This window comes from Streptomyces sp. NPDC102283 (assembly GCF_044766265.1).
Lineage (GTDB): Bacteria > Actinomycetota > Actinomycetes > Streptomycetales > Streptomycetaceae > Streptomyces.
This window is the reverse complement of the sequence record NZ_JBIWLQ010000011.1, coordinates 267,784-292,957: the sequence shown is the minus strand read 5'-3', so window position 1 is coordinate 292,957 and position 25,174 is coordinate 267,784. Positions and strand designations below refer to the sequence as shown.

1 protein-coding gene (cut by a window edge) is annotated in these 25,174 nt (G+C 74.7%); it reads right to left on the bottom strand.

Annotation, left to right across the window (positions count from 1 at the left end; translation table 11 throughout):
- Positions 1 to 7: 7 nt before the first annotated feature.
- On the bottom strand, positions 8 to 25,174 hold the 3' portion of the coding sequence (locus tag ACIRJT_RS23110; RefSeq protein ID WP_403911969.1) for a lonely Cys domain-containing protein. It continues 15,147 nt past the right edge of the window; the window shows 25,167 of its 40,314 coding nt (coding positions 15,148-40,314); its start codon lies beyond the right edge, outside the window; it ends in the stop codon at positions 8 to 10.

The window sequence follows — 25,174 nt, the reverse complement described above, 5'->3', positions numbered from 1 at the left end:
GCTGCGATCAGGCACGGACGTCGTTCAGTATGCGGCGGATCCGGTCGGCCAGGCTGCCGGAGGGTACCTGGTTCCGGGCCCGGAACCAGGCGTCGGCCAGTCGCTCCAGCCGCTCGGGCGCCAGTGGGACGAAACCTGACGCGGTGTCGGGGGCGAGCGCTGACAGGAGGCGCAGGGCGTCCTCCAGGACGACGCGGTGCGCCTGGGCCCATGCGGCCACCGCGGGATCCGCGGGATCAGCCGGTCCGGACAACTCCTCGTCTCCGAAGGGGTGCAGGGCGTGCTCGTCGGGGAACAGTCCGTCGACGGCCACGTGCTGCCTCAGTTCCGCCTCCGTCAAGGGCGCGATCCTCCAGTAACGGCCCCAGTTGTCGACGTAGTCGAGGTCGGCGGACTCCGGGGCACCGGCGTGCCGCAGCCGGTCGAGGACCAGTTGGCTGCCCCGCATGATCTCGTCCAGACCGTGGTGCTCCGCCTGCAGCATCTCTGCCATGAGGGCGAGCCGGACCAGCCCTAGGTCGATGGCCAGGCCCCATTCCTGGCGCATCTTCACCGCCTGCGAGAGCAGTCGGTGGGCCGAACCGGAGGTGGCGGCCCGGACGAGGGCGCCCCTGTCCTCCGCTGCCGCCTGCGGGACGCTGTCCATGGCGATGTCGTACCGGTGCATGCCCGGAATCCACGGGATGCCGCCGTCCGGCATCAGGGCACGCTCGGCCTCGCTGGGAGGCGGCGAGAGGTCCTCGGCGCGTGCCCGCGTGCGCAGCTCACGCCCGGTCCGGTCCATCCGTTCCTGTTCCTCGGGGGTTCTGTCCGGGCGTCCCGACAGCTCCTGGTGGGCGGTGATCGTCTGTGACGGAGGCCGGGCGGACCGGTACTCCGCAGTGATCACGTCCGGGTTGGGATCAGGGCTGCCGAGCAGTGCGGAGATGACTCCGCCCTGGCCGTCGGGCGCCTGGGAGCCGATCCAGAGCATGCCCATGCGTTCCCGCGTGTTGCCCGACTCCACGACGGCGAGGAGCTGGTCCCGGCCGGTGCCGACCGCGCCGTCGACGGTGGGGTCGTCCGAGCCCAGTTCCGTCCAACGGCCGGCCGCGACAGCCCGGTCCCACAGCTCGCGGGTCATCACCGCGAGCTGAGCGTCGACCGCTTCGTGGCCGCCGAGATACCGGCCGAGGCGCTGCTCGAAACGCACGGCCTCGGTCATGTAGCGGATGCGGGCCATGACCCACTCCGGCGCCGGCCGGTCCGCCGCCCGGCGCAGCACGGACGCCGGGGCCACGGACAGGGCGTGCACCAGCCGGTTCAGCCACTCCTCCTCGTCGACGGCCGTATCGCCGGGTCCTTCCGGAAGCCCGGCCAGATGGCGGTCCCCGTCCGCGACCAGCAGGGCGAGCGGTCCGCCTTCGGTGCGCTCACCGTGGAACGTCACCTCGTCGTCGGGGCCCGCCACGGCCACCGTCACACCGAGGCGGCGTGCCGTCGCCGCTGCGAGGGGCCCCATCGGCAGTGTGGTGCCGCTCTGTCGGTAGGAGGGGTCGGCGAGCAGCACCCGCAGGCGCTGCACCGGGCTCAACGCCACCCGCGAGGCGGGGAGGCGGTCGCCGAGGAGCATGGCCTCCGTGCGCAGGGATACGCCGAGGGAGGCGCCGGCCCGGTCGAGGAGGGCCAGCGGAAGGTCCCGGCCGCCGTCCAGCGGCGGGATGTCCAGGTCGGAGGCGTCGTCGTCGGTGACGGCACCGACCAGCCAGGCGCGGAAGTCCTCCCCCGTGTCGGCGCCCGCGTCCCGTAGTCCGTCTCCGGCCACGTGGCGGACGGCGAAGAGCAGGACGTCCGCGGTCCGGTCCCCCTCGCCCGGGGATTCGTGCAGGGCGAAGAGGGTGCCGTCGAGTTCGGCGGCGTACGGTCCCGTGCGGCGGTAGCCGTCGCGGGGCGCGGTCGCGTCCGGCTGCCGCGTCTCCGACTCGTCGGTCTCGCTGGTGTCGGCGGAGTCGTCGGTGAGTTCGACGATCCGGGGCGAGGTGCCGTCCTGCGCGTTGTAGAAGGCCGGGTGGGGATAGCCGGGCATCTCCCGGAACTCGTAGTCGAGGTAGTCACGTCCGGTCTCGGGCTCCGTCACGACCTCACGGTTGGCGATGCTCAGCGCCCCGCCCGGCGGATAGAGGACCTCCTCCTCGTCGAGCCACGCCGAGAACGGCGCCACCGGACGGGCGGTGGAGTGCTCCACGTATCCGCGCATCGCGTGCCGGTCCTGGGCGTCGCCCATCTCCTCCAGATCACCCCGGGTGTAGCCTCCGGCCGTCTCCCAGCTCTCGGTGGTGCTGCGGAACCGCGGCACGAACAGGGTGGTCGCGGTGAGGAGCGGCGAGTCCTGCGGAATCGCGTCCAGGCGCCCGGGGAGCCAGCCGCCCCAGTAGGCCTGCCCGTTGAGCGGCGGCAGGATCTCCAGCGCCTCGACCGCCATGTCGACGTGCGTGCTCATGTCGTCGTACAGCCGGTCGGCGACGCGGTTCACCCGGCGGCGGATCTCCTGGACGTCCGGCCCGGTCGCGTCCGGGCCCAGGTCCCGCAGATCGGACATGGCATCGCTCAGGTCCTCGTCACGGTCCAGCAGTTCGGGCAGGCCCTGCCCGCTCTCCACAGCGTCCTCGCGGACGTACCGCCACACCCGTTGCCCGAACATCCAGCGGCCGACCGCCTCGCCGAAGCGCCCGGCGGTGACGTAGGTCTTGAAGAGCTCGTGGTCCTGGCTGGTGTAGAGGAACAGGGCGGTCAGATGGCCCGGGGTCAGGGCGCGCAGGGAGGCCCGCGCGCGGTCGCCGAAGCGTTCCAGCCACTGGGTGGCCACCTCGGTCCGCTCCGCCAGCCCCTCCCTCACCGGGGCCCCGGTCATCGCCGCGTTCATCGCCTGGACGAGGTCTCCGGGGATGTCCGTGTCGAAGCGGGAGAAGAAGCGCGTCCTCAGGTCGTAGGCCTGGTGGTGCGGCAGGACCGGGCCCATGCCGAAGACGCGCGCGGTCACCTGGTGCAACCGGGCTCCGTCGTGGGCGAGCGCGGCGCGCTCCGGCTCCAGGCCCACACCCGCCAGGTGCGAGGCGCGCAGCACCTCGTGCAGGGACTGGGTGTCGGTCAGGATCGACCAGGACAGCACCGCCTTGCGGAAGGCCAGCAGCTCGGGCCCGGTCGCCCCGAGCGCCCGGTAAGCCTGGAGCATCCACAGGGCCGGGCCGACCATGCCGCCCACGTAACGGAATCCGCGCGGGTCGTGCGCGATCCGATAGGCCCCCTGCCGGTTCCCGTTCGGCCGGGGCGGCCACGGCATCGCGAGCCAGCCGGGCAGGGTCTGCTGCAGGGTGACGGGCCCTCCGTTGCCGTACGCCGCCAGGCCGAACGCCTGGACCAGCTGGGGAACCGACGGCCGGCTCTCCAGGAAGCGCGACACCGCCTCCGGCTGTCCGGTCCACTGCTGGGCCTCGGGCCCCTGGAAGAAGGCGCCGTCCGCCGCGAGCGGACCGTGTCGCTGGGCGAGGGCCTGACGGAGCCGGGAGAGGGCGTGCGCGGCGGCCTGGACGGTCTCGGGTTCGGCGGCCAGCCTCTGTGCCAGCCCCGCCTCGAACCGGAAGCTGAGGTTGCGCCAGTTCCGGTCGCGGTAGAGCCGGGCGAACCGCACGGTCCCGGGTGCTCCGGCGACCCGCCACCCGGGCACCGACCAGGGCTGGGTGACCGGGGTGCCCGTGGCGGGGGCCGGGACGGCGGGGAGCACGGCGTTCGCACCCGCCCGGGACCTCGGCGGGACCCGCAGGACGGTGGTGGGGCTCCCGTCCGCCGCCTCCAGGAGGTGGATGTCGGCGGTCGGTCCCCCGTCCTCGTCCCGGCCCGGGGTGATCGCCGTGCGCCCCGTGTTGAGGTACACGTCCAGGCCGGTGAGGTCGGCGATGTCCGCGCCCCGGCGGACGGCGCGCTCCAGGCCCTCGCCCCCGGGTGCGGTGCCGGCGGGTCCGCCGGTGGCGGTGGCCACGTCACACGCGAGGACGGTGATGCTGGTGAAGCCCGCGGCGGCCAGGTCCTGTCCGAGCAGACGTCCCACCGCCGCGCTGTCGGCGCCGGCGGGCAGGTCGTTCGCCCCGGCGACGGCGTAGCCTTCCGGCCCGCCGTGAGACGTCCAGAAGAAGGTGCCGGACGCTCCCGTGGCGGGGAGGGGACGCCGGTGGGCGACGCGTTCCTGGGCGGGTCCGCGGCTCCATTCCGTGTAGTGGGTGGCCTGGGGCAGGCGGCTGTAGAAGGGCTCGCGCAGCGCCCAGTCGCGCCGGGTGAAGGATGCCTTGCCGACGGTCCTGCCGTCCGCGTCGATCTCCTGGAGGACGATCTGCTGCGTGGTCGGCGCGGTCCCCCGCCCCTCCCACGGGGCATTCCAGAAGTCGTGCCGGGGGTAGGCACGGGTGGCCGTTTCCGAGGGGCCCGCGTCGACGAGGCCGGAGTCCGCGTCGGAGTCCGTTTCGGAGTACCCGTCGACATCCGACAGGTCGACGTCCGACAGGCCGGAGTCGGAACGGCCGAGGTCGAACACGTCGTCCACCGCGTCCTCGAACACGGCCGGTGTGTACGGCACCGGGCCGGTCCGCGGCACCTCGGAGGGGGCGTCGGGCAGCGGGGGCGCCTCTTCGGCCACCTCGTGCAGCATCGGGGGCCGCCGGTAGGACTCGACGAGTCGCCGGCCGACGACGTCGAAGCGCATGCCCGGCGGGTAAAGCGCCTCCCCTTCCGACAGGTGCTTGAGGAAGGGGGCGGCGTCGCGGGCCGTGGAGTTCGCGACCTCGATCAGCCTGCGGTGCGACCGGGCGGGCACGGGCTTGTCGCTCAGCGCGAACTCGACGGCCTCCTCGATCTTCAGCGAGGTACTGCGGAAGAACGCCACCTCGATGGCGCCGTCGCCGTACAGCGGACCGTTCAGGGCGGGCCGCTCGACGGGCCCGGGCGCACCCCGCTCGCCCCACCAGATGGTCCGGTCGACGGGCGGCAGGATCTCCAGGGCCTCGATGGCCATGTCGATGTGGAGCCTCAGCTCGTCGTGGAGCCGGTCGGCCATCATGTCCGCGCGGCGGCGCAGCGCGGCCAGGTCGGGATGGGGGGTGTCGAGGTCGGGCAGCTCGGTGAGTTCGGCGTACAGGTCCGCGAACTCGGGACGGCTGACCAGGGTGAGCGGCGGCATGTCCAGCTCCTCCTCGCGCGCCGATTCCAGCAGGTACCGCCAGCTGTGGAAACGCACCAGGTGACGGCTGACGCCCCGGCCCAGCCGCTCCCCGTTGAGCAGCGCCTTCATCAGGCGGTAGTCGTAGGAGCTGTAGAGGTACAGGGCCGTGATGTGGGCGGGCGTGAGCTGCCTGAGCGCGGCGGCGCCGCGGTCGCCGTACCGTTCCAGCCATGCGGCCATGATCTGGAGTCTGGGCGTGGGAAGGGACGGCAGCGCTCCGGCGAGCGCGGCGTCGGCCATCGTGACGAGGGCGTCGGGCACGTCCATCGTCCCGGTGAGCTCGAACGGGAAGGACATGCGGTCCTGGTAGAGCGCCTGGTGCGGCGGAACCAGGGCTGCGGGCGCCTTTGCTCCGTCCTCGCGCGGGAGCAGGCCGCTCTCCGTGAAGGCGCCCACGGTCCAGGTGTGCAGCGCGGCCCCGTCACGCGCGGCGGCTCCGCGCTCGTCGGCGGCGCCCATGCCGATCAGGTGGGAGGCGCGCAGTACCTCGTGCAGCGAGTGGAGGTCGTACGGAATCGTCCAGGCGGCCACGGCGGCCCGGAAGGGGGGCAGCAGGCCGGACGGCAGGCCGAGCGCCGCGAACACCCTCAGCAGGTGCAGCGCGGGGCCGCGCTCGCCGCCGACACGGCGGAAGCCCCGGCTGTCGTGCACGGCGCGGTAGGCGCTGTCTCCACCGAACCGCCCGCCGCCCCCGGTGAGCGCCTCGTGGACAGGGGTCGGCAGCCCCGGTCCGGCGTAGGCCGCGTGCACGAACGCCCGCATCAGCCCGTCCAGTGCCTCCGGGCCGGAAGGCTCGTCGAGCAGCAGCTCCAGCTCGGCGGCCGGGTCGTCGGGCGTCTCGTCCGGGGCGAAGAACGCGCGTGCCGCCCGCTCCTCCCCGTTACGGAGGGCGAGTTGTCCGTACAGCCCGCGCACCGCGAGCCCGGCGGCCTCGGCGAGCCGGGGGACCTCGCTCAGCGCCTCGGCGAGCGAGTCCTCCCAGTCGACGCTCGCCTGTCGCCAGGCGCGCTCCTGGTAGAACCCGGTGAACCGTGCTGTGCCCGGTGCCCCGGCGGGGCTCCAGGACGACACCGACCACGGCGTGCCCCGGTCGGCGTCGAGGTCGTCGAGCTCTTCGGGGGCGGCGTCCAGCACCCGGCCCTGGACGTTGAACTGTGCGGGTGCGGGGTAGCGGTACGCGGTGCGTCCGGCGGCGGACGTGCCCGGCGTCGGGACGCGGGGGCCCGTCCAGCCCGCCGGATAGGCCGTGACCCACTCCGCGGGCTGCCCGTCGGCGTCCTCCAGCAGGTGCGGCAGCCCGTCGGACACCGCCACCCGGCCGGTGGGGAGGTGGACCGGCAGTCCCGCCCCGTTCGCGATGCGTATCGCCCGCGCCCGGGCCTCCGCCCGGTTGCGGGGCACGTCGCCGGGGCCGCAGGCGAGCACCGTCACACTGCCGAAACCGCGCGTGCCGGCCGACCGCAGCAGCCGCCCGGCGTAGGAACCGTCATCCGTCCGCCGGCCGCCGTCCTCGGTGACGAGCGCGAGCCCGTCACCGCCGCCGTGCGACGCGAAGAAGAACGTCCCCCCTGTCGTCCCACCCCCGGGCAGCGCCCGGTGGGTGGGGACGGGCCTGCCGTCGCCGTCGCGTTCCCACGACACGAAGCCCGTCGCGGCGGCCAGTCGGCCGTACTCCTGCTGCCGTTCCGCCCAGTCCGCGTCGTCGAACGACGCGATGCCGATCGTGCTGCCGTCCTGTCGGCGCACGGTCCGCAGCACCGGCGCGCGACGGGACGACGTCTCCCGGGTGTCGGTTGGGGGCGCGATGCCGAAGAGTTCGTCGGGAGTGCCGGATGTCGTACCGGTCGTGGTCGCCTCGGTGACGTCGATGCTCTCGTACGGCCGCGTACGCGGGTCGCCGGGGACGACCGTCCGGGTGGTGACGTCGAAAGAGGCGCCCGGCGGGTACAGGACCTCGGTCTCCAGCGGCAGCACCACGAACGGGCTGACCTCCCGCGCGGTCGAGTCCGGCACATGGACCAGTCCGAGGTGCGTGTCACCGGGAGCTCCCTTGCTCCGGTGCATGAAGCCGAGCGCTTCGTCCCGCACCAGCGCCGTGCTGCGGAAGAAGGGCACGGTGATGCGGTTCCGCCCGTACACCGGCCCGTCGGACGGTGGCGCGCCCAGCGGGCCGGGCATGCCACGGTCGCCCCACCAGACGTCTCCGTGCAGCGGCGGCAGGATCTCCAGCGCCTCGACCACCATGTCGACGTGCGACGGAAGCTCCGCGAACACCGCGTCGGCCATGGCGTCCAGACGGCGCCTCAGGGCGGCCACCTCGGCGGTCCGTTCCTGGAGGTCGTCCACGTCCCACATGGCATCGAACAGAGCGGTGAAACCCCGCTGCCGGCGCAGTGTCATCGGGAGCAGGTCGGCCGCTCCGACCTCCGCCATCTTGCTGGTCATCGTCCAGGCGTTGAGACGTACGAGGCGACGCCCCATACCCGCGCCGAACCGCTCGCCGTTGAGGAACGCCTTCATCAGACGGTAGTCGGCGCCGCTGTACAGGTGGATCGCCGTCAGATGGGCGGGCGACAGCCGCCGCAGCGCGTCCCGGCCCGCGTCGCCGTAGCGGTCGAGCCAGGCGAGAAGCGCCCGGTTCCGGGCGGTGTCCGGGCGCAGGGTACCGGCGAGCGCGGCGTCGGCCAGGTGCGCGAGGTCGTCGGGAAGGTTCAACCCGCTGCGCGTGATGTCACGGCCGAACGTCATCCGCTCGGCGTACAGGGCGAGGTGCGGCGGGACCGACTGCCCTGCGGGCGGGGCCGTCCGTCCGTCCCGGTCCGGGCCGCCCGTCGTGAGCGAGCCGGCCGCCCAGGTGTGGAGTCCGGCGCCGTCGCGCAGCGCGGTGTCGCGCTCCGCGGCGGTTCCCCGGCCGACCCGGTGGGAGGCGCGCAGGATCTCGTGGAGCGACTGGAGGTCGGCCGGGATCGCCCAGGCGATGAGCGCGTCGCGCAGGACGAGGAGGCTGTCCGGTGTCGCACCGAGCGCGGTGTAGGTGCGCAGAAGCCGCAGTGCGGGGCCGTCCTCGCCGCCCACGCGGCGCATGCCGCGGCTGTCGTGCACCTCGCGGTAGGAGTTGCCCGGCGCGTAGCGCCCCTGTTGGCCGGGCGGGCGGGCCAGGGTCTCGGCCGTCTCGCGGGGCAGGCCGTGGCCCGCGTGGGCCGCGTAGGTGAACGCGGTCATGAGCGCGGCGAGGGTGAGCGGTCCGGGCGGGGCGGCCAGCAGCCGCTCCAGCGCCGCGGCCGGGTCGCCCGGGGGCGCGTCCGGGGCGAAGAAGGCGCGCGGGGCAGCCTGCTCGCCGTGGTGCGCGGTGAGTTCGCCGGCCATGCGGGACACCGCGTCGCGCGCTGCCTCGGTGAGCCCTGCGGCGCGGCCCGTGTGCGCGGCGAACGCGAGCTCGAAGGCCGTGCTGCGACGCTGCCATTCCCGGTCGCGGTACAGGGCGGCGAACCGGGCGGTGCCGGGCGATCCGGCGGGACGCCAGGACCGTACGGCCCAGGCCGGGCCGGTGGCGGCTGCGGGCGCCGGTCCGGTGGCTGCGGGCGCCGCCTCGGCGGGGCCGGGCCCCGGGGTGCCGTCCTGGTCCGCCGTGGACACCGGGGTGGCGTTGATGCGGACGCCGGACGGATAGGCGATGTCCGGCCGGCCGCTCTCCCCGTCGGACTCCTGGGCCCGGCGGGGCGTGCCGGTCGTGAAGTGGAAGGTACCGGTGCCGGAGTCGTGCCGGGCCGAGTGGACCGGCCAGGCGGAGGGGCCGGCCTTGACCGCCGCCCCGCCGGGCGTCCCCGTCGCGGCCACCTGGGCCGACCGGGGCTTCCAGATGGTCCTGGTCCACTGCCCCAGCTTCTTCTCCCGCAGGGCGGTGACGCGCAGCGGGCCGAACGGGTCGTCCTCGATCAGGTCCAAGGGTCCGGAGTAGCCGAAGGCGCTGCGGCCGGTGCGGTCGGTGAACGGCTGGGTCCGCCGCGCGTGGCCGTCCGTGAAGCCGGCCATCGGGAAGACGACGGGGACGTCGACGCCCGCGTCGGTCACCAGCGGGGCCAGGTCCAGCAGCGCCCACAGCTCCTCGTCGGGGACGGGCAGCGGGGCCTGTCCGGGCAGGTGGATGACGATGCCGCCGTCGTCCGCCCGGGTCCCGGTCCAGATCACCAGGGACTTTCCACCCGGCTCCGTCGACCTCCACCGCGCCGGATGGGGAAGGGTGAGGACGTCGTCGCCGGCCTTGACCCGCGCGTACCACTGGTCGCTCTCCACGCCGTTCGGGGCAGGCCGTCCGCTCCAGTTGTAGCCGGTCGGCTCCGTCCCGTCGGTGAGGATCTGCCGGAGGGCGCCGAGTTCGCGGAGGTGGTGGGCGGCGAGCTGGTGCGGGTCGGTGATGTCGATCCGGCGGGCGTGGGCCCGTACCGCCAGGAACGTCAGGTCCGCCGTCGTCGCGTCGCTCCACGCGTCCGTGTCCGCGAGGTGGAGGGCGCGGCGGCCCAGGCTCTCCTGCTGCGCCGGGTCCAGGCGGAACAGGACCAGGTCGACGCCGGCCACCATCGCCCAGAAGGCGCGGGTGATGTCCTTGGGCCGCAGGGTGACGGGTTCGGGGAGGCCCACCGCGTCGCGGACGAGGTCCTCGCCCTGGCTGCCGGAGAGTTCGTCGACGGCGTACGTCAGGGGGGTGTCCGGCAGCATCCCGGAGAGCGTGCTGTCCGGCTGCCCGCCGATCAGCTGCCGGGCGGCGTCCAGGACGTCCCGGTAGGCGTCGCGGCCCGGGGTGTCACCGCCGACGCGCCGGGCGAGGAACGTCCACAGCTCCATCCGGAACGGGGTGAACCGCCGCATGCCGGGGTCGTTGGCGCGCAGGGTCTCCAGCGCGGCGATGCCCTTCAGCGCCCGCTCGTACCCGCCGCCCGGGACCCCGCGGTCGTCCTCCACGGCGTGGTCGAAGACCAGGCGCAGCGCGCGGACCAGCCGCAGGACGGTCGCCCGGACCTCCGGCGGCACGGTGTCCGGATCGCCGTGCAGGTCCGCGATCACTGCCAGGCGGTCCAGTTCGGCGCCGGTCGGCTCGGGGCGGACGCGCACCAGGCGGCCGACCACGCCGCCGGGGGTGTCCTCCAGTACGTAGGAGTCGTCGTCCAGCGCCGCGACCAGGGTCGGGCCCTCGGCCTCCCGCCGGCCGACGTTGGCCGTGTGCTGGATGAGGGAGAGCTCCTCCAGCGGGTCCTCCACCGGCCTTACCGGGCGGCCCTCCCGCTGCGGGTCGCGGTGGTTGCCCGCCGATGCCGCGTAGCAGACCTGGAGGCCGATCCGGTGGCCGGGCGGCAGCTCGCGGACCTCGCGCAGTCCGCCGATGTACCGTCCGCCGTCGGGCGCGGCCAGCAGTACCGTCGAGCCGTCGCGCAGGACGATGGCCAGCGCGCCGGGGAAGCCGTGCCCGTAGTAGGTGTAGACCGCGCGGTCCGGGGTGAACGACTCGATGCTGACAGGCTGGTCGCCCATGGTGGTGGCCGCGTAGTGGATCCGCTGCCGCCGGTGGAAGAGCCCCCGCAGCATCCTCTCGCGCTGGTCCAGGTCGTCGCCGACCGACACCCTGCCGTGCCGCACGCGGCGGTCGAAGACCAGGGGGCGGGTCGCCACGTCGCTGTCGCGGAAGGTCCTGCCCCCGACCGAGGTCCACTGCCGGTCCTCGTAGGGCGCCGGCACCGCGGGCGGGTCGAAGGGCACCCAGTCGCCGTGCCAGCCGGTGGTGTCGTGGACCGTCATCGTCGGGATGCGGGCCTGGAGGGCGGAGTCGTGGCGGAGCCGCCCGTCGCCACTGGGGGCCCATACCCGTCGGCCGAGCCGGCCGGCGACCGCGCGCACCAGTTCCAGGTACTGCGCGCCGGCGTACGGGATCGCCAGGACCACCGGCACGTGGGACGGCAGTGCGGCCAGTTCCGGATCGGCGGCCAGCTTCTCCGCGAACGCCTCCGGGGTCAGGCCCTGGGCGTCGCGGGCACGGTCGCCGACCAGATAGGCCTCGCTCCCCCAGGGTGCGGACTCGTCCGGCTCCCGGGCGGCCTGTCCGTCCACGACCTCCCGTACCCGGTCGGTGCGCACCCGGTCGGTCCAGGCGCCCGTCAGATCGCGTCCGAGCACCTTCCCCGCGTCGTCCCGCAGCACGGTGGCAGGGTCCTGGAAGGGGTCCGTACCCAGGTCGGCCGGGGACGGCGGCCCGAAGAAGGCCGGCTGGTCCTGGCCGGTGGCGGTGGCGGTGGCGGTGGCGGCGGTGAACCGGCGGGCGGCGGCGGTCCATCGGCCCGGGGCGTTGGTCGCCGGGTCCGGCAGCGCGACGATGCCGAGCGGGTTCCTGGGGCTCGGGGCAGTGAGCGCCATCGGGGCGCTGTAGCCGTAGGCGGGGCGGCCGGTGCGCTGCGAGAACCGCTGCACCAGCTCCGGGCTCAGCGCCCCCGGTCCGGTGGTGAGGAACAGCACCGGGATGCCGAGAGAGACCGTGCGCAGCTCGTGCGCCAGGTCCAGCAGGGCCAGGAACTCGTTCTCCGGTACGGGGACGGGAGCGCGGCCGGGGAGGTGGAGGTGGAGGGTGCCGGTCGCGTCGACCTCGATGACGTTGAGCAGGGGCATGGGCTTGCCGGGGCCGGCCCATTCGGGTGTGAGCTGGTGGGAGGCCGTCCCCTCGGGCCGGCGCAGGGTGCTCCAGTCGATCCCGGCGGGGGCGTTGACGCCGGACCAGTTGACACCCTGGATGTTGGGTCCCTGCCGCAGCACGGCGGCCGGGCCGAAGGCGCCGCTCTCCGCCAGGTGGAACGCGGCGAGCAGGTCGTGGTCGGTGGCGTCCAAGCCCTGGGCGATCGCCTTGGCCGACACCGCCCAGACGGCTTGCTGCTGGTTCCGGCCCCAGGTGGCGGCGGGGTCCAGATGGAGGACCTTGCGGCCCATGGACGCGCGGGCGCCGGGGGTCATCGGGCGGAAGAGCTGGGCGGCCCGGGCCGTGGCCCACAGCGTGGACGCCACGTGGCGCGGGGTGAAGGGAGCCTGGGGTGGCAGCGACTGGACGTGGCGGATCGCCTGCTCGCCCGCGTCCGCCAGGTGCGTCAGAGTGATCTGGAGCGTAGGCGACGGCACGGCGTCGGTGAGGCGGGCGTCGGGGTCGGCCGTGATGCGGGCGGCCGCGTGGTCGAGAAGGGCCCGGTATCCGGCAAGGTCCGGTTCCCGGCCGGTGTGTTCGCGGACGAAGAAGTCGAGCAGGTCGCCGCGGAACGGGGTGAAGGTGTTGAGGGCGGGGTCGTTGGCGCGGAGGCGTTCCAGCGCGCCGATGGAGCGGAGCGCCCGCTCGTAGCGCCCACCGGGCGTGACCCGGTCGTCCTCGACGGCGTCGCCGAACACCGCCCGCAGGGCGCGTACCAGCCGGAGCGTCGCCTCCCGGGTCCCGGGCGGCACATCGCCCGGGGTCCGGTGGAGTCCGGCGACGCGTGCCAGTCGGTCCAGCTCGTCGTCCTGCGGTTCGGGGCGGCGCGGCACGCGGCGGCCGTGTCCGCCGTCGGCCGCGCCCATGATGAAGCGCCGGGTGTCGTCCATGCCGGTCATCCGGGTGGAGCCGTCGGTGTCGCGGCGGGTCAGGTTGGCGACGAGCTGGTCGAGCGGGACGTCGCCCAGCGGGTCGTCGACGTGCGGGACGGGGGCGAACGACGGCTGCTGGTGGGCGGGGTCGCCGTCGGAGGAGCTCCAGCAGACCTCCAGGTGCATGCGGTGGCCGGGCGGCAGTTCGCGGACCTCGCGCAGCCCCGCGATGTAGGCGGCCGCCTCGTGCTTGCCCAGCCAGACGGTCCGGCCGTCGCGGAGCGGGAGCTGCATCCGGCCGGGTTCGCCGTGGCCGGCGTAGACGTAGACGGCCGCGTCCATGGCGACCGGTTCGGAGGCCGTCTCCTGGGCGCGGGTGCCCGCGGGCGTCCAGTGGACGAGCCGTCGCATCCTGCGCAGGGCGCGGAAGTTGCGCTCGCGCCGCCGCAGGGCGTCCCCCCGGTGGACGGCGATCCGGCCGAACCGCTGGTGGTTCTCGTCGGCCAGCGGACGGGTGACGACGTCGCTGTCGCGGAACACGGTGCCGTCCAGCGCCGTCCACGTCCGGTCCTCGTGCGGTCCGGTCGTCGGTGACGGAGCGACGGACACCCACGCCCCGACCGGGGCATCGGGGTCGGGGTCCATCGTCACCAGGACGTGCGCGTCCCCGGTGCCGTCGGGGACGATCCGGCCCACGCCGCTCGGCCCCCACACGGTGCGGCCCAGCCGGTCGGCCACCACCCGGAGCGTCTCCAGGTAGCGGTCCCCGGTGTACGGGACGGCGAGGACGACGGGCACGTCCTTCGGGAGCTTCGCCAGCTCCGGGTCGGCCGCCAGCGCGTCGGCGACCGCCTCCGCGTCCAGGACCCGGCCGTCCGCCGTCCGCACCCGCCCGTCCTCGCCGTCGGCGGTGACGACGTACGCGGTGTCCGGCCAGGGGGCGGGGTCGGTCGCGACGACCTTCGGCGCGGCGCCGGGCCGGCGCTCGATGGTCCGCAGGGTCCCCGGGAGGATGCGGCTGACGTCCTTCGTGGTCCAGTTGCGGCCCTGCGCCGCGCCGGACGGTCCGGTCAGCAGGGTGTCCGGGGCGAGCAGCGGATCGTTCGGCCCGGTGAAGGCACCGGTCGCCGGTGGCGGCGCTGCGGTGGCCGGCGCGGCGGCGGGGGCGGTGCCGGCAGGGGCGAAGAAGTCCGGGCCGGCGATGGCCGTGTCCCAGGCGCGCACGCTGTGGTGCTGCGGGGGGAACGCCATCCCCGACAGCTCCAGGTCGACCCCGACCGACCCGGCGGCGGAGAGCAGCAGGAACTGCAACGCCACCGGCAGCGGCGGTTCGGCCTGCCCGTTCGCGGTGAAGTACCCGCTGACCGCCGTACGCAGATCGCTCCAGCCGAGCGGGGCCGTGAAGCCGTTGGCAGCGCGGGTCCGCTCCAGCGCCCAGAAGCCGCGCAGCAGCGCCTCGAACGCGGTCGTGTCGTTCTCCAGCAGGGGGCCGTAGACCAGCCGGATCGCCCGGACCCAGCGGCGTACGTCCGGTGCCCGGCCCCGGTCGCCGGTGATCCGCTCGGCCCACCGGGCCAGTTCGGCGGTCGACGGCTCGGGGCGGAACCCGGCCCACCAGTCGCCCTCGGCCAGCTGCCAGCGCGGCCCGGCCGTCCGGTCGGCGGGGACGAGGAACGCCTCCGCGCCGCTGCCGGGGGCCCAGACCCACCGGTCCAGGCCGTTGGCCAGTTGCTGGCCGGCCACCGGGGTGTCCAGCGGGTCGGCGGGCGGCGGGCCCGCGAGATCGGCCCCCGTCACCAGGACCGGCCGCTGCGGGGCCAGCGCGGTGAGGTCCCCGTCCACGGCGTACAGGAAGTCCACGATGCGGGCGTAGCCGAACGCCGCGTCGGTGCCGTCGGCCAGCGCGAGGAGCGCGCCGCCGGGGCCGCCGCGCAGCCCGACGAGGTACGCGTCCTCGAAGGGCAGTGCCTGGACGGGGCTTTCGAGCGGCACCGGGCCCGGCCTCAGGTAGGTGAAGCCGGTCACCTGGGGCAGCAGGCCGTGGTGCTGCCGCAGTCCGTCCTGCCAGGCTGCCAGCGGCAGGGAGGACGTGCCCACCGGGATGTCCTGCGCGTCGCGGTGCCGGATCACCATCACGCGGTCCAGGAGGACGCGGGCACCGTCCATCGCGACCACTTCCGCGTACCACCGCATGACCGGCGGGGTCTGCGCCGGGTCGGCGAGGACGGCCAGGGCGCCACGTGCCGCGTCGAAGAAGCCCCGGGCCTTCGCCTGTCCGCCCGGGGGGATGTTCGGCAGCAGCGCGTACGCCTCCGCCAGCGCGGCCCGCAGGGCCTGGTACGCGGGATGGCCGTCGTGCAGGGGCCGGCCCAGCGCGTACTCGCCCAGCGCCAGGGAGATGTTCCGGCTGTCCCACTCGGTCAGCGGCCTGCGGGTGGCACCGCCCGCCTGGGGGATGCCGGCTCGCGCCGCCACCATCAGGAAGCCCGCGACGCCCCGCACCACGGGGTTGTCCACGATCCGCCGGACGGACTCGCGCAGCACGTCCTCGGGAAGCGGCGCCCGGGACCGCAGGGCGCGCTCGTAGGCGGTGCGGCTGAGGGCGGACAGTTCGGTGACGGCGCGCTGGATCTCCTCGGGCGTCATGAACTGGCCGGTGTAGCCGAAGTGCCGCAGCTCGGCGAGGACCAGGGGGACCGCCAGCCGGCCGTCGTCGGTGTCCAGGACCGGGTAGTCGCCGTCGTCCATGCCCACGGCGTAGCGCTGGCTGACGGGCTCACCCTGGGACGTGCGGCCGGTGAGGACGGCGGTCCAGTGCTCGCGGGGCGTCGGCACCTCCGACCCGGCGGTGTCGAAGAAGGCGGGATCGGCGGGCAGATGGGGCGTCAGCCGCTGCCGGAAGAAGCCCAGCAGTCGTCCCAGTTGCTCGGCGGCGTCGGCGGAGAGCTGGTCGTGGTGCTCGTTCAGGAACGCCCGGGTGCGGGGGCGCAGCGCTCGCAGAACCCGGTCCAGTGCGTTGCGTGAGGCCGCGGGCAGGAGGTTCTTGATCAGCTCCGGGTCGGTGCCCGGCGGGCGGGCGTTGTCGAAGACGTCGCCGATCGGCGCGGCCACGACGTTCTGGAAGCCCAGCCATCCGTAGCCCCACACCTCGTCGACCTCGGGGATCGCCGCGAGGAAGGGTGCCATGTGGCTCTCCACGGCGATCGTGCCGAGGAGCTGGTTCGCATAGGTCGCGGTGAGCGACTGGCCGAAGTTGCGGGCGACGGCGACGGCCATCTCGAACTTGGGGACGGTCAGCCGCTGGTGGGCGATGTCCTGGAGCTCCCGGAGGCCGACGGTGGGGTAGCCGAGGGTCAGCTGCCCGTAGGCGGTCCAGTCGAAGCCCTCGGGGGCGGGGTTGACCTTGGCCTTCAGCCCGGTCTCGGTGAACGTCCAGCCGCCGAGCGGGCCCAGCATCTCGGTGAGCGGGACGGCGACCTGGCGCTCGTCCGGCAGCCGTCCGGCGGCGCGCGCCCGCTGGAGCTGGGCCATGCCCTCCTCCTGGGTCTGCCGGCGCTCGCCGGGGAGGACGGCCATGGGGTCGAGGACGAACTCGCCGATGGCGAAGTTCCTGCGGACCGGGCGCGGCTGTCCCGGAGGCACCTGCGGCTCGTTGACGTGGAGGAGGCCGTCGGCCGTCATCCAGAAGCCTCGGCTGTCGGTGACGAGCGTGATGCCGGGCCCGTGGGCGAGGACGAGCGTCGAGGTGAGGCGGCCGGGCAGGTCGAGGAAGAGGTCGCGGCGCTCCTCGACCTCCAGTCCGATGGCGCCGTAGCCCGGTTCGACCGGCGCGTCCAGCTCGGCGTGGACCGTGGAGGAGGACGGGGCGAACTCGGGGAGCGCGTGCTCCAGGGCCTGTCCGCCGGTGCCGACGACGACGGCACGGGCGTCGGACGCCGCGACCGCGGGCGGGAGCGAGGACACCTGCCGGCCGTGGCCGGCCGAGAGGTCCACCCACACCACACCGCCGCTGCCGCTGAGGTGGTAGGCCGCCCAGGCGTGCCCGGGGGCCGCTCCCTGGCGGTGGGCCAGGACGAGGGCCACGGTGCCCGGCCCCTGGGCGGTGACCGCTCCGGCCACCGCCTCCCACGACCCGACCCGGCCCCACCCGGGGCCCATGACCAGGGACGACTCCGTGGCGGGGACGCCGACCGCCGTGTCGTCCACCGTCCGCGCCGGGCGCACGCCCTGCGGGAACAGCTCGGCACGGAGCGCCCCCAGGAGCACCAGGCAGCGTTCGACCGTCAGGCCGCGCAGCGGTTCCCGGCCCGTCACCCGGCGGACCAGCGCGGTGAGTCCGGCTCGGTCGAGCGGCGGCCGCACGGTGACCTCGGCCCCGGTCAGGCTGCGCGGCACGGTGAGCGCGGTCGTGGACGGGGGTGCGGTGGACGGTTCCGTGTCCGGTACGGGGGTGGGCCGCGCGGCCGGCTTCGGGGAGGAGAACAGGGCGTCGCCGTACGGGGCGGTCGCCAGGACGCTGGAGTTCAGACCCTGGAGCCATGCCTTGCGCCAGACGCCCTGCCGGCCGCTCGCGGTCTCGGGCCGTCCGATCAGCCGCAGCGGGGCGGCCGTGGCAGCGGGCTGCGGGGTGGTCGGGGCAGCGGGCGGGGTGGTCGGGGCCACCGTCAACGCGCCGCTGTACGACCAGCCGTTGCGGGCGGTGCGGTTGGAGAACGCCTCGGAGAGTGCGGCGGCGCGTCCCGTGCCGCTGCCCGCGCCGGAGAGCACGAACAGGACAGGGACCCCGAGGGCGAGGGTGCGCAGCGGCGGGGCCAGGTCGAGGAGGGCCAGGAACTCGCGGTCGGCGACGCGGAGGGGCCGCATGCCCGGCAGGTGGAGGACCACGAAGCCGTCGGCGTCGGTGTCGGTCCACGCCACCATGGCGTCCGCGGGTTCGCCCTCGGCGGCCCACGGCGCGCGGAAGTGCTGGAGGGACGCGCCGTCGGCCCCGGTGTCCTGACGGCCAACGGCCCGTAGGTCGATCCCGCCGGGCGCCGGGCTGCCGCTCCAGTTGAAGCCCTGGAAGCCCTCCCCGGAACGCAGTTGGCGGGCGGGGCCGAAGGCCCCCTTGGAGGCGAGGTGGAAGGCGGCCAGCGTGAAGAAGTCCGCCGGGTCGAGTCCGGCCGCGATGGCCTGGGCCGTCAGCATGTACAGGTGCTGCTTGCGCGCCGGGGCCCACTCCTCGTCGGGGAACACGTGCAGGACCCGGCGGCCCAGCTTCTCCGTGAACGCGTCGTCCCGGCCGGCCATCTGCTGGGCGGCGCCCGCCATCGCCCAGAAGGCCTGTGTCACGGCGCGTTCGGTCACCGGTACGTGTCCGGGCTGCCGCAGCACGTTCCGTACGAGCGGAGCGCCGAACTGGGTGACCTGCCGGATCGCGTGCTGGATCGCCGGGTCCCCGATGGCTTCACCCAGGGGGGCCTCCGGCTTCTGCGCCAGCAGGCCGGCGGCCAGGTCCAGGACCTTGCGGTAGTCGTCGGGGCCCGGGGTCTTTCCTCCCACCCGCTGGGCGATGAAGGTCCACAGCTCCATGCGGAAGGGGGTGAACCGGTTCAGCGCCTGGTCGTTGGCGCGCAGGGTCTCCATGGCGCCGATGCCCCGGAGCAGCCGCGCGTGCGGGGCCTTGTCCTGTTCGGCCTCGGGGCCGAAGACGATGCGCAGGGCCCGCACCAGCCGGAGGGTGGTCGCGCGCACCTCCGGCGGCGCCTGCCCGTCCCCGGTGTGCAGGCCCGCGGTGCGGGCCATCTCGTCCAGCTCGTGCGGCAGCGGCTCGGGGCTGACCCACCTGCGGCGCCCGGCGACCGGGCCGGGGGCGTCGTGCAGGATGTGCGCGTCGGTGTGGAAGCCGCTGCTCATCAGCGCCCCCTCGGTGACGCGGCGGCTCACGTTCGCCGTGTGCTGGGCGAGCGAGACCTCCTCCAGCGGGTCCTGGACGGCGGGCGCGGGGCGGTTGTCCAGCTGCGGCAGGGCCGGGTTCCCCGGCACGTCGCTCCAGCAGACCTCCAGCTTCATCCGGTGGCCTTCGGGCAGTTCGGTGACCTCGGGCAGTCCGCCGATGTACCGGCCGCCGTCCTCCGCGCTCAGCCACACCGTCCGGCCGTCGCGCAGGGCCAGTTGCAGGCCGCCCGGCAGCCCGTGGGCGACGTACACGTACGACGCCGGGTCCGGGGTCCGGGACTCCTCGCTGATCAGCGCGGTCCGACTGCCCGACGCCATCAGGTGGACCAGCTTCCTGGCGCGCTGGTAGGTACGCATCAGGGTCTCGCGGCCCCGGACGTCGTCGCCGTGCGACATCCGGCCGAACCGCTCGTCCCGGTCGGAGACCAGGGGCCGGGTGAGGACGTCGCTGTCGCGGAAGGCGGTGCCGTCGAGCGCCGTCCAGAGACGGTCCGGGAGCGGTGCGGCCTTCTTCGTGGGCCGGAACGGCACCCAGGAGCCGAGGGGCTGGTCCGGGCCGTGGTCGATGAGCGCGGGGACGTGCTCGCGCTTCTTGTCGCGCACCAGTCGGCCGTCGCCGCTGGGAGCCCACACGGGACGCTCCAGCAGATTGGCGACCGCCCGCAGGTAGGCCAGGTACCGCTCGTTGGCCAGGTGCGGGACGACCAGGACGACGGGGACGTCCTTGGGCAGCTTCGCCAGCTCGGGGTCGGCCGCGAGTTCGGCCGCCAGCCGCTCCGCGTCCAGCGTGCGCCCGTCGGGGAACCGCACCCCGTCCGGGCCGCTTCCGCCCCGGACGACGTACGCCGAGTCGCCCCACGGTGCGGCCCGGTCCTCGCCGGCCTTCTCCTTGGCCGGGGTGCCCGGTTCCTCTTCGTACACCCGGACACGTCCGATGCGCAGCCGGCGCACCTTCTCGTCCATGAGATTGCGGCCGCGCGGGGCGCCCGAGGCGTTCGTCATGAGCGTCGCGGGCGACAGGAGCGAACCGGCCGGGGGCCGTCCCTGGTCGCCGACGCCCAGGGAGCCGATGTCCGGCAGTGCGCCGGACTTCCGGTCCGACGGGCTGAAGACGATCAGGTCGCCCGTGCCGGAGGCGGCCGCGGGGGCGTTGGTCCGCCGGGCGGCGCGGGTCCAGGCGCCCGGCGTCTTCGTGGCCGGGTCGGTCAGCGCGAGGATGCCGAGCGGGGTGGCGGGGTCGCCGGAGGAGAGCATCATCGGCGCGCTGTACCGGTACGCGGGGCGCCCGGTGCGCTCGGAGAACCTCTGCACCAGCTGGGGGCTCAGGGTCCCCGGGCCGGTGGTCAGGAACAGCACCGGGTGCTTCAGCGGGAGGGTGCGCAGGCCGGGGTCCCGCTCCAGCAGGGCCAGGAACTCGTTGTCGGACACGGGCAGGGGCGCCCGGCCCGGCAGGTGCAGCACGATCCGCCCGGCCCCGTCGACCTCCACGACGTTCAGCACCGGCATCGGCTTGTGCGGGCCGGTCCAGGCCGGCTGCACCGAGGACATGCCGCTGCCGTTGGGCCCGAACGTCATCTGCCGCACGCTGCCCCAGTCGACCCCGGCGGGCATGGGGGTGCCGGACCAGTTGATCCCCTGGTCGTTCGCTCCCTGCCGGAGCACCGCGGGCAGGGTGAACGCGCCGCTCTCCGCGAGGTCATAGGCCGCCATGACGTCCTGGTCGCCGACGTCCACGCCCTCGGCGATCGCCTTGGTGAGCAGCGCCCACAGCGACTCCTGCCGCGACCGGTCCCAGGCGGTGGCGGCGTCGAGGTGGAGGATCCTGCGGCCCATGGCCTCCCGGGCGGTCGGCGTCATCGGGCGCAGCAGCCGGGCCGCACGGGTGGTGGCCCACAGGGTCGAGGCGACCTGCCGGGGGGTGAACGGCGCCGGGGCCGGCAGTGACTGCACGTGGCGGATCATCTGCTCGCCCTTGTCCGCCAGTTGCTTGAGGGCGATGTCCAGGGACGGCGCGGGCACCGCGTCGGTGAGCTTGGCGTTCTCGTCGTCGGCGATCCGCTCCGCGGCGAAGTCGAGCAGCTCCACGTACCCCCGCTTGTCGGGGGTACGACCGGAGTGCTCCTGGACGAAGAAGTCCAGCATGTCCAGCCGGAACGGGGTGAGGTGGGAGATCGTCCCGTCGTTCGCCCGCATCCGCTCCAGCGCGACGACGCCCTTCATGACGCGCTCGAACCGGCCGTCCGGCCCGCCGCGATGGTCCTCGAAGGTGGTGCCGAAGACGGTGCGCACCGCCCGGAGCAGCCGCTGCATCGTCTGCCGCGTCTCCGGCGGGACCGGGTCCGGGCCGCGGTGGAGTCCGAAGTCCCGGGCCAGGGCGTCCAGCGCGGGTCCCAGCGGTTCGGGGCGGCGCAGGACCCTGCCGCCCCGCCGGCCGGTCGCGGAGGCCAGGGCGATGCGCTGGGTGTCGTTGAAGCCGGTCTGGCGGGTCGAGCCGTCCGTCTCCCGGCGGGTGATGTTGGCCACCAGCTGGTCGAGCGGCACGTCGTCGAGGGGGTCGTCCACATGGGGCGTCTCGCCCAGGTAGGGGTACTGGCGGCGCGGGTCGCCGTCCGAGGAGCTCCAGCACACCTCCAGGTGCATGCGGTGGCCGGGCGGCAACTTGCGTACCTCGGGCAGCCCGGCGATGTACGCGGCCGCGTCCTTCTTCTCCAGCCACACCGTCCGGCCGTCGCGCAGCGGAAGGTGCATCCGGCCCGGTTCGCCGTGGCCGGCGTAGACGTAGACCGCGGAGTCCATCGAGACCGGCTCCGAGCCGACCGGCTCGTTCTCGGTGCCCGCTTCGGTGCCCTCGGGGAGCCGGTGCGACAGCTCCCGCAGCGTTCGGAACCGGCGGAGCCGCTGCGCCCGCCGCCGCAGGCCGTCCTTCTGCTCGACGGCCAGCCGCCCGAAGTGCCGGTGGTCCTCGTCGGTCAGCGGCACGGTGAGGACGTCGCTGTCGTGGAACACGGTCCCGTCCAGCGCCGTCCACGTGCGGTCGAGGTAGGACCCGATCGCGGTCGAGGGCTCGACCGACACCCAGTCGCCGACCGGGGCGTCCGCGTCGCGGTCCAGCAGCGCGAGGACGTGGGCGCCCGACCCGTCGGGGACGGCGCGGCCCATCCCGCTCGGCCCCCACACGGTGCGGCCCAGCCGGTCGGCCACGGCTTGCAGGTTCTGCTGGTAGCGGTCCCCGGTGTACGGGACGGCGAGGACGACGGGCGCGTCCTTCGGGAGCTTCGCCAGCTCCGGGTCGGCGGCCAGCGCGTCGGCCACCGCCTCCGGGCCGAGCTCCCGGCCGTCCGGCAGCAGCACCCGTCCGTCCTCGCCGTCGGCGATCACCACGTACGCGGTGTCCGGCCACGGTGCCGGGCCGGTCGAGACGACCCGTGGCGCGGTGTCCGGCCGCTTCTCGACGGTCCGCAGCGTGTCCGGCAGGACACGGTCGACGCTTCCCCGGGTCCAGTTGCGGCCCCGGGTGCTCCCGGACGGGCCGGTGATCCTGGTCTGGGGATCGAGCACGGGGTCGCTCGGGCCGGTGAACGCGTCCGACGCGGTGGCGGGGGCGGGTGCGGCCGGTGCGGCCGGCTGTCCGGCGGGCGCCGGGGCGAAGAGGGACATCTCCTCGTCCTGGTCGGTGACGTCCTCGACGAAGCCGCCCGGGGTGGCCGTGTCCCAGGCGCGCACGCTGTGGTGCTGCGGGGGGAACGCCATCCCCGACAGCTCCAGGTCGACCCCGACCGACCCGGCGGCGGAGAGCAGCAGGAACTGCAACGCCACCGGCAGCGGCGGTTCGGCCTGCCCGTTCGCGGTGAAGTACCCGCTGACCGCCGTACGCAGATCGCTCCAGCCGAGCGGGGCCGTGAAGCCGTTGGCAGCGCGGGTCCGCTCCAGCGCCCAGAAGCCGCGCAGCAGCGTGGCGAGGGCGTTGCCCTGGTCGTCGACAGTGGGGCCGTAGACCAGCCGGATCGCCCGGACCCACCGCAGGACGTCGGGGGCCCGGCCGCGGTCGCCGGTGATCCGCTCGGCCCAGCGGGCCAGTTCGGGGGTCGACGGCTCGGGGCGGAACCCGGCCCACCAGTCGCCCTCGGCCAGCTGCCAGCGCGGCCCGGTCGGCCCGTCGCCCGGGGCGAGGACGGGTTCGATGCCGCTGCCGGTGGTCCAGATCCAGTGGTCCAGGCCGTTGGCGAGCCGCTGGCCGGCCAGGGGCGTCTCCAACGGGTCGGCCGACGGCGGGCCCGCCAGGTCGGCCCCCGTCACCACGACGGGCCGGTCGGGGGCCAGCGCGGTCAGATCGCCGTCGAACGCGAACAGGAAGTCCACGATCCTCGCGTAGTCGACGACGGCGTCGGAGCCGTCGGACAGGGCCAGCGCGGCGGCCTCGGGTCCGCCGCGCAGCCCGACCAGGTACGCGTCGTGGAACGGCAGGTTCTGGACCGGGCTCTCCAGGGTCACCGGGCCGGGGCGCACGTAGGTGAAGCCGACCACCTCGGGCAGCAGCCCGTACGTCTGCCGCCGGGCGTCCTGCCAGTCCTGGTCGGGGCGCGAGGAGGTGCCCAACGGGGTGCCGTCGGCGGTGCGGTGCCTGACCACCAGCACCCGGTCCAGGAGGACCCGGGAGCCGTCCACCGCGACCAGTTCCGACGCCCACTGAAGCGGCGGCGGTGTCCGCTCCGGGTCGGCCAGGACCTCCAGGGCGCCCTGTGCGGCGGTGACCATGGCCCGGAGCCGGGGCCGGTGCCCCGGGGGGAGCGTGTCGACGGCGTCGGCCGCCTCCTGGACCGACGTGCGCAGGGCCCGGTGCAGGGGGTGGTCGGCGGGCAGCGGGGTGCCGAGCGCGTACTCGCCCAGGGCGCGGGAGATCTGCTGGCTCTCGCCCACCGACATCAGGCGGAGGGTCGTCCCGGACAGCTGGGGCAGGCCGGCCATCAGGACCGTATGGACGAAGTGGGCGAGGCCCCGGACGGCCTCGTTGTCCAGGACGCGGTTCAGGGACTCGGTCAGGACGTCGTCGGGCAGCGGGGCCCGCTGTGCGAGGGCCCGGCGGTAGGCCTCGCGGCTCAGCTCCGCCAGCTCGGCCACGGCCCGCCGGATCTCCTGCGGCGTCATCAACTGCTGCCCGCCGTACGCGAAGTGGCGCAGCTCCGTGAGGACCAGCGGGATGTCGAGGCGGCCGTCGTCGGTGTCCAGGGTCGGATACCGGTGGTCGTCCATGTCGACCGTCTGCTTCTGCGTGACGGCCTTGCCCTCGGAGGTGCGTCCGGTCAGCACGGCGGTCGTGTGCTCGCGCGCGGAGGGGACGTCGCCGATCGTGGCGTCGAAGTAGCCCGGGAAGAGGGGCTTGTCCGGGCTGATGGTCCGGCGGTAGAGCTCCAGGAGCCGTCCGAGCGTGGCGGCGAGGCCGGCGCTGATGCCGTCGTGGTGCCGGTCGAGGAAGTCCCTGGCCCGGGGGCGCAGCGCCCGCAGGACCCGGTCGAGGGCCGGGCGCGACGCCACCGCCAGGCCGTTCTTCGCCATGAACGCGGCGGGCCCCTGGTTGAGGATGACCCCGGTCGGCCGGGCGACGGTGTGGGCGTAGGCGAACCGGAGGTAGCCCCACAGGTCGTCGACCTCCGGGACCGGGGCGAGGAAGGGGACGACCACGTCGGGCACGTCGGTCCGCCCGGTGACGGCGCGGACGAACTCCGCGGTGGCCTTCATCGCGAACTCCCGGCCCGACGCCTCCACCGCCCCGATCGCGCCCTTGGGCAGCCGGTCCACCGCCCGGTCCTGGAGCAGGCTCAACCCGAGGGCGGGGAAGCCGGTGGTGGGCTGCACGTAGGCGCGGTTCGTCCGGACCGGGGTCTGGCCGACCAGAGTCCTGCCGCCCAGTTCGGTGACCGTCCAGCCGTCCTCGGAGGGCAGCAGGTCGGCGAGGGCGGTCTGCGGGGACGCGCCCGGCTCGTCGCGGCCGTCCAGGGCCCGTTCCACCCGGGCGAGCCGCTCCAGCGCCTCCTCGGGGGACTGCCGCCGCTCGCCCGGGAGCACCGCCATCGGCTCGACGACGATCTCACCGATGAGGTAACCGAACTGCTGGGGCTTCGGGTCGCCCGGCGCGATGGGCGGAAAGGTCAGGTGCAGGCGGCCGTCGGCCGTCCGCGTGACGCTCGCGTGGTCCGTGACGATGCTGAAGCCGGGGGCGGTGGCCAGGATCTGCTTGGCCGGAACGTCGCCGAGGCCGCCGATCACGAAGACCAGCCGCCGTTCGATCTCCAGGCCGATGGCTCCGTAGCCGCGGCCGGTCGCCGCGTCCAGCAGGGAGTGCGGGGTGGAGGACGACGCGGCGAAGGCGGGCAGGGCGCCCTCGACGGCCCGGCCCGCCGGGCC